Origin of the sequence: Citrobacter sp. wls706 (assembly GCF_005281305.1) — a bacterium.
Lineage (GTDB): Bacteria > Pseudomonadota > Gammaproteobacteria > Enterobacterales > Enterobacteriaceae > Citrobacter > Citrobacter werkmanii.
Map to the genome: position 1 here is coordinate 1 of NZ_SZXG01000007.1, position 13,330 is coordinate 13,330.

General features: G+C 51.9%; 16 protein-coding genes. 6 read left to right on the forward strand and 10 right to left on the reverse strand.

The window, feature by feature from the left end; translation table 11 throughout:
• Window positions 1–78: 78 nt before the first annotated feature.
• Window positions 79–252, reverse strand: coding sequence for a general stress protein (locus FDW92_RS03280; protein ID WP_003036022.1), 174 nt, complete (start codon window positions 250–252; stop codon window positions 79–81).
• 386 nt (window positions 253–638) lie between these two features.
• Between FDW92_RS03280 and wrbA the strand changes: the two genes are divergently transcribed.
• A complete protein-coding gene (gene wrbA, locus FDW92_RS03285) occupies window positions 639–1,235 on the forward strand; it encodes an NAD(P)H:quinone oxidoreductase (RefSeq protein WP_003036019.1) in 597 nt (198 codons plus the stop codon).
• A gap of 20 nt (window positions 1,236–1,255) precedes the next feature.
• On the forward strand, window positions 1,256–1,483 hold the full coding sequence (locus FDW92_RS03290; protein WP_038639537.1) for a YccJ family protein: 228 nt from the start codon (window positions 1,256–1,258) through the stop codon (window positions 1,481–1,483).
• 38 nt (window positions 1,484–1,521) lie between these two features.
• On the opposite strand, the gene agp is transcribed toward FDW92_RS03290, so the two are convergent.
• From agp to FDW92_RS03325, 7 genes are all read right to left on the reverse strand, one after another.
• Window positions 1,522–2,763 (reverse strand): bifunctional glucose-1-phosphatase/inositol phosphatase, encoded by a 1,242-nt coding sequence (agp, locus tag FDW92_RS03295; protein WP_042314118.1) that lies wholly within the window; start codon window positions 2,761–2,763, stop codon window positions 1,522–1,524.
• Between the two features lie 87 nt (window positions 2,764–2,850).
• Entirely contained in the window at window positions 2,851–3,558 is a 708-nt protein-coding gene (locus FDW92_RS03300) for a winged helix-turn-helix domain-containing protein (protein WP_042314119.1), read from the reverse strand.
• Window positions 3,559–3,626: 68 nt separating this feature from the next.
• Window positions 3,627–4,382 carry a sulfite exporter TauE/SafE family protein gene (locus tag FDW92_RS03305; protein ID WP_042314122.1) on the reverse strand — a complete coding sequence of 252 codons (756 nt, stop codon included), beginning with the start codon at window positions 4,380–4,382 and terminating at the stop codon, window positions 3,627–3,629.
• Between the two features lie 135 nt (window positions 4,383–4,517).
• Window positions 4,518–5,024 carry a protein disulfide oxidoreductase gene (locus FDW92_RS03310; protein ID WP_042314123.1) on the reverse strand — a complete coding sequence of 169 codons (507 nt, stop codon included), beginning with the start codon at window positions 5,022–5,024 and terminating at the stop codon, window positions 4,518–4,520.
• Window positions 5,014–5,637, reverse strand: coding sequence for a DsbA family protein (locus FDW92_RS03315; protein WP_042314125.1), 624 nt, complete (start codon window positions 5,635–5,637; stop codon window positions 5,014–5,016). Before FDW92_RS03315 ends, FDW92_RS03310 begins: the two co-directional genes overlap by 11 nt.
• Window positions 5,634–7,514 (reverse strand): protein-disulfide reductase DsbD domain-containing protein, encoded by a 1,881-nt coding sequence (locus FDW92_RS03320; protein WP_042314127.1) that lies wholly within the window; start codon window positions 7,512–7,514, stop codon window positions 5,634–5,636. The genes FDW92_RS03315 and FDW92_RS03320 overlap by 4 nt, the downstream gene beginning before the upstream one ends.
• Before the next feature lie 49 nt (window positions 7,515–7,563).
• Window positions 7,564–7,926 (reverse strand): hypothetical protein, encoded by a 363-nt coding sequence (locus FDW92_RS03325; protein WP_042314128.1) that lies wholly within the window; start codon window positions 7,924–7,926, stop codon window positions 7,564–7,566.
• Between the two features lie 420 nt (window positions 7,927–8,346).
• On the opposite strand from FDW92_RS03325, the gene dsbA reads away from it, so the two are divergent.
• From dsbA to FDW92_RS03345, 4 genes are all read left to right on the forward strand, one after another.
• Complete coding sequence (gene dsbA / locus FDW92_RS03330) at window positions 8,347–8,970, forward strand: thiol:disulfide interchange protein DsbA (protein ID WP_042314130.1); 624 nt, start codon at window positions 8,347–8,349, stop codon at window positions 8,968–8,970.
• 203 nt (window positions 8,971–9,173) lie between these two features.
• Window positions 9,174–10,094: a curved DNA-binding protein gene (gene cbpA / locus FDW92_RS03335; protein WP_042314132.1), complete on the forward strand. Its 921-nt coding sequence runs from the start codon at window positions 9,174–9,176 to the stop codon at window positions 10,092–10,094.
• A complete protein-coding gene (gene cbpM / locus FDW92_RS03340) occupies window positions 10,094–10,387 on the forward strand; it encodes a chaperone modulator CbpM (protein ID WP_042314134.1) in 294 nt (97 codons plus the stop codon). The genes cbpA and cbpM overlap by 1 nt, the downstream gene beginning before the upstream one ends.
• Window positions 10,388–10,507: 120 nt before the next feature.
• Window positions 10,508–11,194, forward strand: a complete 687-nt coding sequence (locus FDW92_RS03345) for a Crp/Fnr family transcriptional regulator (protein WP_042314136.1) — start codon at window positions 10,508–10,510, stop codon at window positions 11,192–11,194.
• A 42-nt stretch (window positions 11,195–11,236) separates the two neighbouring features.
• Here the strand turns inward: FDW92_RS03345 and FDW92_RS03350 are convergent, their stop codons facing one another.
• Window positions 11,237–12,073, reverse strand: coding sequence for an outer membrane protein OmpK (locus tag FDW92_RS03350; RefSeq protein ID WP_042314138.1), 837 nt, complete (start codon window positions 12,071–12,073; stop codon window positions 11,237–11,239).
• 95 nt (window positions 12,074–12,168) lie between these two features.
• Window positions 12,169–13,323, reverse strand: a complete 1,155-nt coding sequence (gene tsgA, locus FDW92_RS03355) for an MFS transporter TsgA (protein WP_042314140.1) — start codon at window positions 13,321–13,323, stop codon at window positions 12,169–12,171.
• Window positions 13,324–13,330: the final 7 nt, after the last annotated feature.

Genomic DNA, 13,330 nt, shown 5'->3' on the forward strand with positions numbered 1-13,330 from the left:
CCGGCGGCGGTGGCTTCGTGGCGGCTAATAAGATGAAACACGAGACCGTCACGACATAACTAACAGGCAATGCAATAATTACGATTTATTGTTGCCGTGGCTATTTTTGCCCCCTTTCTTGCCTGCTTCTGAAGCGCGTTGCGGGTCATTCTTAAAGTTGCCCCCGCTGTGCTGGCCACCTTTTCGACCTGCTTCTGATGCTCTTTCGCGGTCTTCCGCAAAGTTACCGGAACCGCCTCGATGGTTTGCCATTACTGACCTCCGTCATTGATTAGACATCATATTGCATAGGTACTGAGGAGTGATACCTCAACGCAGCGTCTGGGCGATGCCCTTGTTTTCGCTACGTGGAATTAAGCTTAGTGAAGACCGGCCTGTTGACCAGCAAACTGTAATATCCTGCAACAGGATCCGCCGCATAACCAAAATAATAACATCAAGAAATCAATAAGCCTTTCTTATGACTACCGAATTTCTCCCGGTTAAATATGTATCATTTTGCAACAAAAGAGGATGTTATAAAAATTGTTATAAATCAAAGAAGTGTTTGTGAAATTTGCACTCCTGACAGTACGTCATATCTTTATAGGTAGGTAGCGAATCGCTACGGACACGGTTAACTCGAGGAGTAGTGTAAAATGGCAAAAGTTCTGGTGCTTTATTATTCCATGTACGGACACATTGAAACTATGGCCCATGCAGTTGCAGAAGGCGCGAATAAGGTAGACGGCGCGGAAGTCATCATTAAGCGTGTACCGGAAACCATGCAGCCTGAGATTTTCCTCAAGGCGGGCGGTAAAACACAAAATGCACCAGTCGCCACCCCGCAAGAACTGGCTGATTACGACGCCATCATTTTTGGTACCCCGACACGCTTTGGCAATATGTCCGGCCAGATGCGTACCTTTCTCGACCAGACTGGCGGGCTGTGGGCTTCCGGCGCGCTGTACGGCAAACTCGCCAGCGTATTCAGCTCAACGGGGACCGGCGGCGGTCAGGAACAAACCATTACCTCAACCTGGACGACGCTTGCCCACCATGGGATGGTGATTGTGCCTATCGGCTACGCAGCGCAAGAGCTGTTTGATGTCTCACAGGTTCGCGGCGGTACGCCTTACGGCGCAACCACTATCGCCGGAGGCGACGGCTCCCGTCAGCCAAGTCAGGAAGAGTTGTCTATTGCCCGCTATCAGGGTGAATATGTCGCAGGTCTGGCAGTAAAACTCAACGGCTAATCTTCAACAGGAGGATTCGAATGCCAACTCAAGAAGCGAAAGCCCATCACGTCGGTGAATGGGCAAGTCTGCGCAATACATCGCCGGAAATAGCCGAAGCCATTTTTGAAGTCGCGCATTATGACGAGAAACTGGCGGAAAAAATTTGGGAAGAAGGTAGCGATGAGGTGCTCATCAAAGCCTTTGAGAAAACAGACAAAGATTCGCTCTTTTGGGGTGAACAGACTATCGAACGCAAAAACGTCTAGCGCTCTGACTCCCCCGCTCGCACGGGGGAGTTTTTCTTTTACTTCGCCGCCTCATTCAACACGCTATCGAACTTATCGATCGGGCAAAAGCCGTTCGCATCTATCGGACACCCTTTCAGCTCCAGGGTCACGCGCTGCGCCGGGGATTTCAGCGTCAGGACATCCGCATTACGCAGTTGCTGCGAGCTTTGATAGACATATTCGATTTTCATCAGATCACGATTCGCCTTGCTGTCATGCCAGCGCTGGAAGACAATCTTCCCGCCGATCGGCGTACGCTCGTTCTGATCGTGAAGCTGGTACGGTTTGAAATCCAGCGCGGTGAGCAGCGAAGCAATGTTTGAGTCATGCCCCACCAGCACGGTTATTTTCGGCGCTTTCGCGCGTTCGGTAACCAGCGCATTATCAATATATTTCACCAGCGGTTTGGCGACGTTCTGCGCAACTTCCGGCGAGGTGAACAGGCTGTCCTGATAGCCATTTTTCAGCTTCGACAGCACCTTCCACTGTTGATCGGACTTAATTTCCCCCCAGGCGACCTGGTCCATCGGGAAACCTTCGTAATATTGCAGCGTAAAAGCATCGACCAGCGAGTTCCCCACCTTTAATGGTCCTGACACCCCCGGCTCCTGCTGGTATTTGGCGCTGAACGTATCTTTGGCGTCGGTCAGGGAACACTGCTGTTTTTCTTTGCAGGACGGCGAGTCTTTGTAGTCGGTCATTTGCTCAAGCAATTGATAGCTGTCGCTGAGCTGCATTTTGCTGCGCTCTTTTTCCATCGCCTGGACGGCCTGCTGGCTGAAGGCGGCAGAATCATCGGTGATCACCGGGTTAAAGGTGGGATCCATGGTACCCATTTTTTCCTGATGATGAACTGGAACGTCACACCCCGGGAATGCGCCAGTGACAAAGAACTGCGCCGTAGCAACCGTACGCTGCAGGCTATTCGCATAGGTATAGACCGTGTCCGGAGCCGGACATTCGCCCGTTTTCACCATCCCTTGCTCTGCCAGCCACTCACGCATGTAGTGACCCATATAGACTTCCAGCACGCCGCCTTTGGTGGTGAGTTGCCCGCCTGGAACATCCCATTCCGGCCATTGTTTAGGCGTGGACTGCTCAAGAACGCTGCCGTTATTGGCTAAAGGTGCACGTAAGTTATGCCGACTCATCATCAATACTTGCTGAAGCTGATAGCCTTCCGGCGCGGTCTGCGCGTACGCGGCGCCTGACACTAATACAGCCCCTGCCACGGCTGCGGCGATTAACGATTTATTCATCCCTACGACCTCTTGTTGTTATCAATCACAACAGAGTGTGACAGAAACAGGACATTTTTCCGGGAACGCTTTCGCAAAACAGGGCATCTACCGTGTTGTTTTAATACCGAACTCGCTATTGAGTTTGCGGATCCCTAGCGGGGTAAAGGTGACGTGGCGACTACCAGTCTGCGTTTTAATCCACTTTTGTTCGGTAAACCAACGTAGCAGCGTTGCGCCAAGCACGCCGCCAGGATGGTAACGTCGCTCACTCCAGTCCAGACAACCGCAGGCTAATTTCCGCCGTGCTGAGCCAGTAAAGAGGACGATCCCCATTTCCGTCAGTTTTTCCTGCCCGAGTTCAGTTAGCGTTTCACCATCCGGCGTTAACCACTGGCGGGAAACGAACGTATCAAACAGTCTCACCGCCACTTCTCCAGCGAGATGGTCGTAGCAGGTGCGGGCATGCCGCAAGCTCAGGGGCGTGGTGATTTTTCGAGGAGGAGATGTCGCCCACGCCACCCCCATCAGTCGTTCCAGCAGCTCAGCAATCTCTGCGCCTGCGAGGCGAAAATAACGATGCCTTCCCTGAGCGAGCGCCACCACAAAATGTTGCTCGCACAAACGCGCCAGATGCGCGCTGGCGGTTGAAGCGGATACATCCGCGACAGCGCTGAGTTCGGTCGCGGTCCAGGCGCGGCCATCCATCAGCGCGCACAGCATACGCGAGCGCGATTTATCGGCCATGACTGCTGCAGTGAGCGCCATGCGCGACTCCAGTTCGCCCTCTTCTTCCTTTAACATCACCGATGCCATAGTGACCTCGTTGGCCCTGAATATCTGAATTAACGATGCCATGAAAGCGCGCTTAAGTCACCGAAGGGTCACACCGCACGCACCATCATCTCCGCACCCAGTCCGAGCAGACACAACAGAAAACAGCGTTTAAACACCAGCGGTGAAATAACCCGACGTACGCGGGTCCCCATCCACTGACCAATCAGCGCGGGAACAATGGCCAACGCCGATAAGCTCAGCGACTGTGCAGGCAGCGCGTTGTGCCACCACAGTCCAAGCGCCAGTGCCAGCGTTGAAAATGTGAAAGAGATCCCCAGCGCCTGCACCAGTTCATCTTTCTCAAAACCCAGGGATTGGATCCAGGGCACCGCAGGCATCACAAATACGCCGGTTCCGCCGGTCAGCAAGCCGGTAACGAATCCAATAACGAGGGAGTACGGTTTTTCACGGTGCGCGGCCACCGCGATCTTCTTACCCGCCAACGTCCAGATGGCGTAAGCCACCAGCGCTACGCCGAGCGCAAACTGGGTACGGGCCGTGTCGCCGCCGGTAATCCAGGCACTGGCAAGCAGGGTCGCTACCACCACCATCAACAGCATTGGCCACAGCCGCTTGAGTAATCTGCGCGTATTACCACCGCCGCCAAACTGGAACAAATTACTTATAAGTGAGGGTAATAGCAGCATTGCCGCTGCGGCAACCGGCGAAATAAGCGATCCGAGGATTCCCATCGCCACGGTGGGTAACCCCATACCGGTGACGCCTTTCACCATGCCTGCGAGGACAAATGTCGCGGCAATCATCATTACCAGAGAAGGTCCAAACGCTACAGAACTCGTCATGTTGCATTTTCCTGCAAAGAGAAGGTGACCTATTCTGAACACCAATCACCCTGCTTGCTTCGCCAGACAACGAAATATGTCCTCCCGTTTTAGCGACGGCAGCATAAAAAATGCCGGGTTTCCCCGGCACGATTATCAGAACGTTTTCGCCCACCACAGCCGAAGCTTCATGCCCCAGTAGCTGGTCCAGCCGCTGGTTGTAGACATCACCCGGCCTTGCGACATCACCACCAGCGTGGGCGTGACGCTGACTGCCCAACTGTGGGAAATGGCCCCGTTTGCATCATTGATGACCGGAAAGTCCACGCCTTTTCGCGACAGCCAGCGGGATACCTCGGCTTCATTACCGGAGCGTAGCGCAATGGTCATCACGTTTTCCCCTTCCGAACGTAGCCTGGCGACTTCCGGCGTCGTGAAGCGACACACGCCGCACCAGCTTGCCCAGAAATAGAGCAATACCGGCTCGTTTTGACTCAGCGCCGCCAGCGTGACGGTTTCACCATCCAGCGTTTGTAAAGGCGTACTGTCAAACGAGGCGGGGAGCTGTGGCGCACGCCAGGCATCCATCAGCAGCATCACACCGGCTAACAACGCCAGTAAGATCACCCCTTCGCGCAGCCAGCGGCGCAGCTTACTGACCATTGGCTGCCGCCAGTTTTTCTTTTACGACTTCCTCAAGCGTTTCCCACGGTACCGCGCCGGGAATGAGTTCATCGCCAATAATCGTTGCAGGAGTACCTTGCACCCCGACCAGTCGCGCCAGTTGCAGATTCGTGCTCAGCGTTTCAGCACTTTGCGCGTCCAGCGTCACCGGAGTGGCGCCCGCTTTTTCCTGGGCCTGCTTGATACTCACGTCAGTATGATAGCCCTTCTTCTGCATCAGCTTTTCATGCAGCGCCAGAAACTGCTGCGGATACTGATGCCAGGTGGTCAGCACGGTCCGCGCCGCCAGTTCCGAACTTTCCCCTTTAAATGGCAGGGGTTTAATGACCACCGCCACGTCAGGATATTTCTGCACAATTTTCTCCAGCATCGGATCGAGCTGTTTACAGTATGGACAGTTGTAATCGGTAAAGTTTATCAGCGTCAGTTTCGCCTGCTTTGCACCAATACGTGGACTGTTGGGATCGTTAAACAGGGCTTCCTGGATAAGCGCTTCGATTTGCTTTTCCTGTTCCGGGGTAAATGGCGCAGGCTCTTTCGCCACGCTGACGACGGAAAACAGGGTTAACAGCAGAACAATCATCATCTTCATGGGGTGACTCCTTTGGCATCATTCAACGTTTGCAGTACCGCATCGCGGGTTAACAACGTTGGCAACGCCTGACCTTCCGGCAGACCGGGGCCATAAATTTGGTTATACGGCACAGCAACCTGGCCGCGTTTTTTCAGAAATTCGGTGATGGCTTCAGAAGGGAGCGTCCAGTCGCCGCGCAGCGCCACCACATCCGGCTGTTGCAACGCGGCCTGGACGTCATCTTTATGCAAAACGTTGTATTTATTTACCTTACAGGTAATGCACCAGTCCGCTGTGACGTCAATAAACACACGTTTGTGTTGCGCCAACGCCTCTTCAATTGCCTGCTCGCTAAGCGGCTGCCAGTTGACGCTCTCTTTAGCGCTACTTTGCCCTGCCAGCCCTAAATGCGGGAGCAGCAATGTCGCAAGCCAGATAGCCGAACCCAGCATCATCACGCCGAGCAGACGCCGCAGGATATTCATCCAGCGCCCCGGCCGCGGCAGGCGCAGCGCCAGACCGGGACGTAGGGCCACCAGCAGCCACGGTAGGCTCATCCCGAGACCCAGCGCGATAAACAGCCCCCACAGCGTCGGTAATGAGGCCGTCAGCGCCACCGCCACCGCCGTTCCCAGAAACGGGGCACTGCACGGCGTGGCGAGCAGGGTCGCAAATGCGCCTTGCCAGAAATGCCCCGACAGACCGTTGCCGCCGTGAGTCGCCAGCGTGGTGGTCATCGCCGAAGGCAAGCGGAATTCAAACCACCCGAACAGGCTGGCGCTAAACGTCAGCATCACCAACACCATAACGCCAATGAACCACGGATTCTGGAACTGGATCCCCCAGCCAAGCGCCTGATTGGTTAACCGCAGTACCGTCATCAATAGCGCCAGAGCCATAAAGGAGACCAGTATTCCGGCTACCGATGCGAGGAACTGACGACGAATCTGGCGGCGGCTTTTTTCCTCGACCAGTAAAATCGAACCCAGCTTCATGCCCAGCACCGGTAACACGCAGGGCATCAGGTTGAGAATCAACCCGCCCAATAGCGCCATTAGCGCCACCTGCCACAGCGGGAGTGAGGCGTTATCACTGGCTGGCGCTTCACCAATAGCAAGACGGCTTTCCTGCGCCACGCCGTTATCAGCCAGAACCAGCGTGACCGACTTACCGCGCAGATCCGGCGCACCTTCCCCCCAGCCATCATGTACAGGTACCGTGGCGCGTAGCGTTTCCCCGTCAACCTGGATTTGCGGCATACCAAAATCCGCATCATCTACGGCATCCAGATACAACCCAGGCGCAGTCCAGCCTCCGGCGCGCTGCGCCTCAACGACCAGCTCTCCGGCACGCGCTCCGGCATGAAGAGAATCAGTCAGGCCACTGGCGAGCGGGATCTGCCCCATCGCCTGAGCGTAGTCATGCGCAAAAGTCGGATCCCCGGCGGTGGGCGTTACGGAAAAAGGGAAATCCGTCAACAGGCAAACGTTGCTACAGGTGGATAGCGTCAACACGCCGCTAAGCGTGGCGGGCGATCTGCCGCGCACCATCATCGGGAACGTCACCCGATCGTGATACCCCTGGGTGGTGATATTGGCGACCTCAAAACGCGCAGGGGTTGGCCAGAACCAGTCAACCGTGGGCATTTCGCTCTTCCAGGCGATAGACGGCGCGACGCCCCCCTCCCCCGGTGAACGCCAGTAGGTTTTCCAGCCATCTTCCAGTTTAACATCCAGCAGCAGACGGGTTTCACCGGCGACTGACGTATCGGCACGTAATCGCACACTGGCGTGATCGTTATCGGGTGAACGTAGCCAGCCGGGTTCAGCCGCCCAGGATACGGGCAGCCAGAGTAATAACAGACAGAGCAGCGCCTGCCTGAAAACAGTCATCATAGTTTTTCTCCGTGAATAATTATCTAACAGTCAGCAACGGCTGTTCTATTCATTCACGGAAGACGCAAAATCGGAGATGTACCCTAAGAGTGGGCGGCGAGATGGCTCGCGGTGGGAAAAAAGGTAAACGAAACGCCCGCACTGGTGCCAGCAGCGACAGCAGCAGACACAGCGCCAGAATAATGCCCTCAAACAGTACCGGTGGCGCAGCCAGTAACGACTTCGCACTCAGTTCACATGGCGTAACCGGGGCAGCCTCATCAGGTTGCGCTTGTTCGCTTGTGACAACGTTTGGAGCAACGGTGTTCATCTGCAACGCATGCAGGCCCGCCATGCGCTGCGCGGTGCAAACCATCACCACAACACATGCCAGACAGAGGAACCACCATCCCAGCCGTTGACGTTTCGCCATTCTACCCTCACTGATTGATGCGGGTTATCTTAACCACTCGCCAGGTTTTAGCAACCTTTGCGCTGTAAAGTTATGTCCTGCTATTTGAAGGTTATACACACCCTCGCGCAATAAACACGCTATACGTGAAATGATTACCAATCATATTTTCAGCATTATTTATTACAGTATAACATTGCGAATCAAATACCCATTAAAATGTCACGCTAGTTATTATTCATTATTTATAAAGGATACCCGGTAATATTTCACATCAGCAGAAAACAAGACACCTCGAATGTACCGCCATGTATTGATGCGTAAATGAAAGTAAGGGCCAGCACATTTGCAATGTGAATATCGTATTATAGCGAAACGCAATGGACACCGGTTCATTTCAAGAACAACTTGTTTAATAAATGTTATTTAGAGTATATGGAAATGAAAAAATATTTATTACCCCTGATTGGATTACTTTTCACAGTTAGCGCTCAGGCCGCAACATTTACCGACGGCAAAGAATTTATCTCACTTGAGAAACCTGTCGCTACAGCACCGGCGGCGCTGAAGTTTTTCTCGTTTTACTGCCCTTCATGCTATCAATATGATGAAGTGTTTAAAGTGACTGATAACGTGAAAAAAGTTCTGCCTGCTGATGTCAAACTCACCGAGTATCACGTCGACTTTTTAGGCCCTTTGGGGCAAGACATGACGCATGCCTGGTCCGTCGCCATTCTCCTGAACGTGCAGGACAAAGTGAAACCATTGTTGTTTGATGCCGTGCAGAAAAAACAAACGATTAAGACAGCAGACGATATTCGTAACGTATTTATCAACGCCGGTGTTAGCGCCAGCGATTATGATGCCGCGTGGAATAGCTTTGCTGTGAAATCGCTCACCGCCAAACAACAGGAAATGGCTAAAGCTGTAGATTTAAAAGGTGTGCCTGCCATTTTTATTAACGGTAAATATATGATCAATCCGAAGGGGCTGAAATCAGATGACCTTAATTCTTTCGTACAGAACTATGCAGATACGGTCCGCTTCCTGATCACCAAATCCTGATATTTCGCTAACCCGACTATTCGCACCACACAACAGACGCCACAACCTTGTAAAGCGCTGTTGGTGGTGCGACTCCATTGTTTATAACGATATCCTTTCTTCCCGGTTGGCATTCGCCGTTATCAGGATTACCCTAAACTTAGCGGTGACACCTTTTGTCAGGGTTCACCTTCTGCAAGTGTTGATTTACACGAGAGAACGCTATGGAATTAAAGGATTATTACGCCATTATGGGCGTGAAACCGACAGACGATCTCAAGACAATCAAGACCGCCTATCGTCGACTCGCCCGTAAATACCATCCTGATGTCAGCAAAGAGCCTGACGCAGAAGCCCGGTTCAAAGAGGTCGCTGAAGCCTGGGAAGTACTGAGTGATGAACAGCGACGCGCCGAGTACGACCAGTTGTGGCAGCACCGCAACGACCCTCAGTTCAACCGTCAATTCCAGCAAGGAGAGAACAAAAACTACAGCGCCGAAAATTTCGACGATATTTTCTCCTCCATTTTTGGTCAGCATGCACACCACACGCGACAGCGCCATGCCAGCCGCGGACACGATATTGAAATTGAAGTTGCCGTATTCCTCGAAGAAACGCTCACTGAGCATAGCCGCACTATCAGTTACAACCTGCCGGTTTACAATGCCTTCGGTATGGTTGAACGGGAAATTCCCAAAACGCTGAACGTCAAAATCCCGGCAGGCGTGGGCAACGGTCAGCGTATCCGTTTGAAAGGCCAGGGTACCCCTGGTGAAAACGGAGGACCGAACGGTGATTTGTGGTTGGTGATTCATATCGCACCGCACCCACTGTTTGATATCGTCAATCAGGATCTGGAAGTTGTCGTTCCCGTTGCACCGTGGGAAGCCGCTTTGGGCGCGAAAGTGACCGTACCTACGCTGAAAGAAAGCATCCTGTTAACCATCCCTGCGGGCAGTCAGGCCGGGCAGCGGTTACGCATTAAGGGCAAAGGTCTGGTGAGTAAAAAACATACCGGCGATTTGTACGCGGTGATCAAAATCGTGATGCCGCCGAAACCTGACGACGCCAGCGCCGCTCTGTGGCAACAGCTGGCAGATGCACAAAAGACCTTTGATCCGCGCAAAGAGTGGGGGAAAGCATAATGGCTAATGTCACCGTCACCTTTACCATTACCGAATTTTGCCTGTACACCGGTGTATCAGAAGAGGAACTGCATGAGATTGTCGGCTTAGGGGTGATTGAACCCCATGAAGACGAGACCTTTGACGATCATGCCCTGACCGTAATGCGACGCGCAATGCGCCTGCGCCAGGAGCTGGAGCTTGACTGGCCGGGAATCGCCGTTGCGCTGACGTTGTTAGAAGAGAACGCGCAGTTGCGTCAGGAAAACCGCGTGTTGCGCCAGCGCCTGTCTCGCTTTATCAGCCATCCGTAGTACGTTGGGGTCAGCATCGCGCTGGCCCTTTTATGATCCAGTGTCCACGCTTAATGACATTGCTCAGCGAATGGCATACAGTCAGAATAAGAAATATCTCAAACCATAAGACGTTAGGCCATGCAGCTTAAACCCCTCACTAAAGGTCGTTTTCACAATATCTGGCAGCAGGATGATGCCTTAATCGAGAAAATATTCCAGGAGTTGCTCTCTGAAACTCAGATTATCCTGGAAGATGAATATCTCTATCGCCAGGGACAAATTGTTGATCGACTGATTATGGTGCAGTCGGGCAGAATTTCTTTGCGCTACAGCGCTGAGAATGGGCGTCGTTTTCAACTGGGCGCAATGGAATGTGATGAACAACTGTTTGGAGAAATGGAGTTTTTTACCGGTTACCGCTGCCAACTGGATATCGTAGCCGAAGAGCCGCTGACCGTAGCAGTGTGCAGCTGTGAACGCCTGGAAGAGGCGCTGAACCAACACCCCAGACTGGCGATATTTTTCGCCAGCGCGATGGCCGTTGACTATCAGGATATGTTAGAAATTTTCCTGCACCGGATGCTCTACCCAATCGTACACAACGTAGCGTACGACCTGTATCGCCAGCATCAGAACAAGCAACCGATGGATGGTTTTCATAAAAAATATCAGGAAGCGGAGCGATTCGGCACGACCGACAGGGTATATCGACGGGCGGTAAAAGCGTTGACGGATGCCGGGCTGGTAACGCGTACGAAACAAGGTCTGGAGATTAAGGATCTGGAAGGTTTACGCCAATTTCTCGGTAACGACATCATTGACTGACACACCAACCATTCTGAGTGTTGGTGTGCCGTCGGGTCGCTATCAGAACTTATAGGTGAGGTTGAAGTAGTGCCCAAGACCGGTGGTGCGCCCTGCTCCACCGTGATTTTCCATCAATGCCATATTGCGGAAATACTTCAATCCATAACCTACCGCATAGTGCTCTGAATGCCAGTAAATTCCGTTATACCATTCAATCGCGTTATTGCTATACAGCGGCTGGTTAGCAATCTTGTTAGCGGCAAACTGATAGTCAAAATATCCCTGATAGTTGAGATAGCTGCCGTTAGCGAAGGTATAGAACGGCGTCGACCAGTTGGTCGAGAACATGTAACCATCCCACTTGCCTTCGTTATCCGCGCCATAGTTTTCACGAACATAGTGGGCATAGATGTTCATTCCCACCATACCAAACCATGGGACCTTAACATCCGTACCTAAACCGACATAATGTTCAAACAATTCTCGATCGCCGATGTTATTCACCGTCGCGATATAAAATTCGTTAAATGGACCAACGGATAAATCTTTATTGAAAATAGCATCCAGGGAAAACCGCGGAGATATCTTGGCGAAGAAGTTATCACCACCGTGACGATCGTCCTGCTTGCTGTCTAAAATATCGAAGAAATCGACATAACCATACAAATCGATAATTCCGGAACGTGCACCGAACTCCAGTTCCAGATAGGTGTCATTACGAATACCATACGGTACTTTCGCATCCACACTTTGCATTAAATTCAATTGCATCCAGTTAAAATCATTTTTACGAATATTGCCATCGGTATAATCAGCCGCAAGAGCTTGCGTACAGCTGATAGCAATTACAGTGCCCAGAACTGTTTTTTTAAGCATTGATATTTTTTTCTTCAGCATTTTCAATTCCTTTGAGTAAGGTTGTGTGTCGCCCCACCCGATAAAGGGTGTGGCGGCTGGCTATCTAATTAAGGAGGTAAGCGTTATTACTGTATTTATTTACGTTTGAGTTTGAGTGTCCCCATCAGCATGACGAAGATAATTAAATACAACACCGGTATTGCATACATTATTTTCTGCAATCCCATCGTTTTTTCCATCAGAGCACTGATCGCAGGACTAAACATAGCCCCGGCGCTACCACTAATTAAAATATAAGAAACGTTCTGACTACTCGCACGCTTAACAAACGAAACGCCATAAGCAATAAAGGAGTTATACAACGCCGCACAGACAAACCCATAACTGTAAGCGAGATAATCAAGCCCAGAGATCTGTTCTTTCGTAACGATAATAGTAGTAATCACACACGCCAGAAGAATAATACTGAGCAGGAAATAATGGATCTTCACCCGGGAAACAATCACGGTAGATACTAACGCCCCGACCAGCGCAGCCCCCCAGTATTGGGTAATAATATTCCCGGCCTCTTCAAATGGAATACCAAACTTGTTCTTCACAAATAACGGTGCCCAGGTGAGGAAGGTATACAGCGCCAGCATGCCTAAAAACAGACCTATACCGCCGCTGATAATCCCAGGATTCCACTCTGATTTCACTGCATCTGTGCGATCCGCCGCAGGAGCCGTTTCGCAGGCATTGAAGCGGGTTAGTATCACAACTCCCAGCGTGAGTAAGGCCACTATGCCAACGCTAAGGTAGCTATAACTCCACGACATATTATGCGTCAGGGCAAAGGTAGTGATCAGCGGAAAAACCACGCCCGCAACGTTAAAGGTGGCATCCTGAACCACCAGCATCGTGCTCTGTATACGATCCTGCCAAACCGAAACCACGATTGTTCCCGCCACGCACAGACCAATACCGCCGCAGAATCCCACTAAGGTCATGGCGACCATCACCGGCCATAAGCCGGGGCTTAAGTGCATTGCCAGCGCGCAGAGGAACACTATCGAATAGATAATCAGCGTCATACGCTTCACACCGATTTTTTCTATCAGGAAAAAGGCGGCGATGGTCCCAGCTAGTGCTCCGCCATTGAGTAACGAAAATATTGAGGCGACAGTATTTACATCGGCACTGTAGCGTACTGCAATCGGTTCAATCAGCATGCCGAATTGGCTGGCAAACCCTGCCATAATAAAATTTGCCAGAAAACTAATCAGCGTAAGTGCTATTTTATTCTTCATATAATGC

Coding starts and splice junctions, on each gene's coding strand:
- FDW92_RS03310 (WP_042314123.1), bottom strand. CDS start 5,024: ATGGTCAGTAAGCTGCGCCGCTGGCTGCGCGAAGGGGTGATCTTACTG.
- FDW92_RS03350 (WP_042314138.1), bottom strand. CDS start 12,073: ATGCTGAAGAAAAAAATATCAATGCTTAAAAAAACAGTTCTGGGCACT.
- FDW92_RS03315 (WP_042314125.1), bottom strand. CDS start 5,637: ATGAAGATGATGATTGTTCTGCTGTTAACCCTGTTTTCCGTCGTCAGC.
- tsgA (WP_042314140.1), bottom strand. CDS start 13,323: ATGAAGAATAAAATAGCACTTACGCTGATTAGTTTTCTGGCAAATTTT.
- FDW92_RS03320 (WP_042314127.1), bottom strand. CDS start 7,514: ATGATGACTGTTTTCAGGCAGGCGCTGCTCTGTCTGTTATTACTCTGG.
- FDW92_RS03280 (WP_003036022.1), bottom strand. CDS start 252: ATGGCAAACCATCGAGGCGGTTCCGGTAACTTTGCGGAAGACCGCGAA.
- FDW92_RS03325 (WP_042314128.1), bottom strand. CDS start 7,926: ATGGCGAAACGTCAACGGCTGGGATGGTGGTTCCTCTGTCTGGCATGT.
- FDW92_RS03345 (WP_042314136.1), top strand. CDS start 10,508: ATGCAGCTTAAACCCCTCACTAAAGGTCGTTTTCACAATATCTGGCAG.
- cbpA (WP_042314132.1), top strand. CDS start 9,174: ATGGAATTAAAGGATTATTACGCCATTATGGGCGTGAAACCGACAGAC.
- FDW92_RS03290 (WP_038639537.1), top strand. CDS start 1,256: ATGCCAACTCAAGAAGCGAAAGCCCATCACGTCGGTGAATGGGCAAGT.
- FDW92_RS03300 (WP_042314119.1), bottom strand. CDS start 3,558: ATGGCATCGGTGATGTTAAAGGAAGAAGAGGGCGAACTGGAGTCGCGC.
- FDW92_RS03305 (WP_042314122.1), bottom strand. CDS start 4,382: ATGACGAGTTCTGTAGCGTTTGGACCTTCTCTGGTAATGATGATTGCC.
- cbpM (WP_042314134.1), top strand. CDS start 10,094: ATGGCTAATGTCACCGTCACCTTTACCATTACCGAATTTTGCCTGTAC.
- dsbA (WP_042314130.1), top strand. CDS start 8,347: ATGAAAAAATATTTATTACCCCTGATTGGATTACTTTTCACAGTTAGC.
- agp (WP_042314118.1), bottom strand. CDS start 2,763: ATGAATAAATCGTTAATCGCCGCAGCCGTGGCAGGGGCTGTATTAGTG.
- wrbA (WP_003036019.1), top strand. CDS start 639: ATGGCAAAAGTTCTGGTGCTTTATTATTCCATGTACGGACACATTGAA.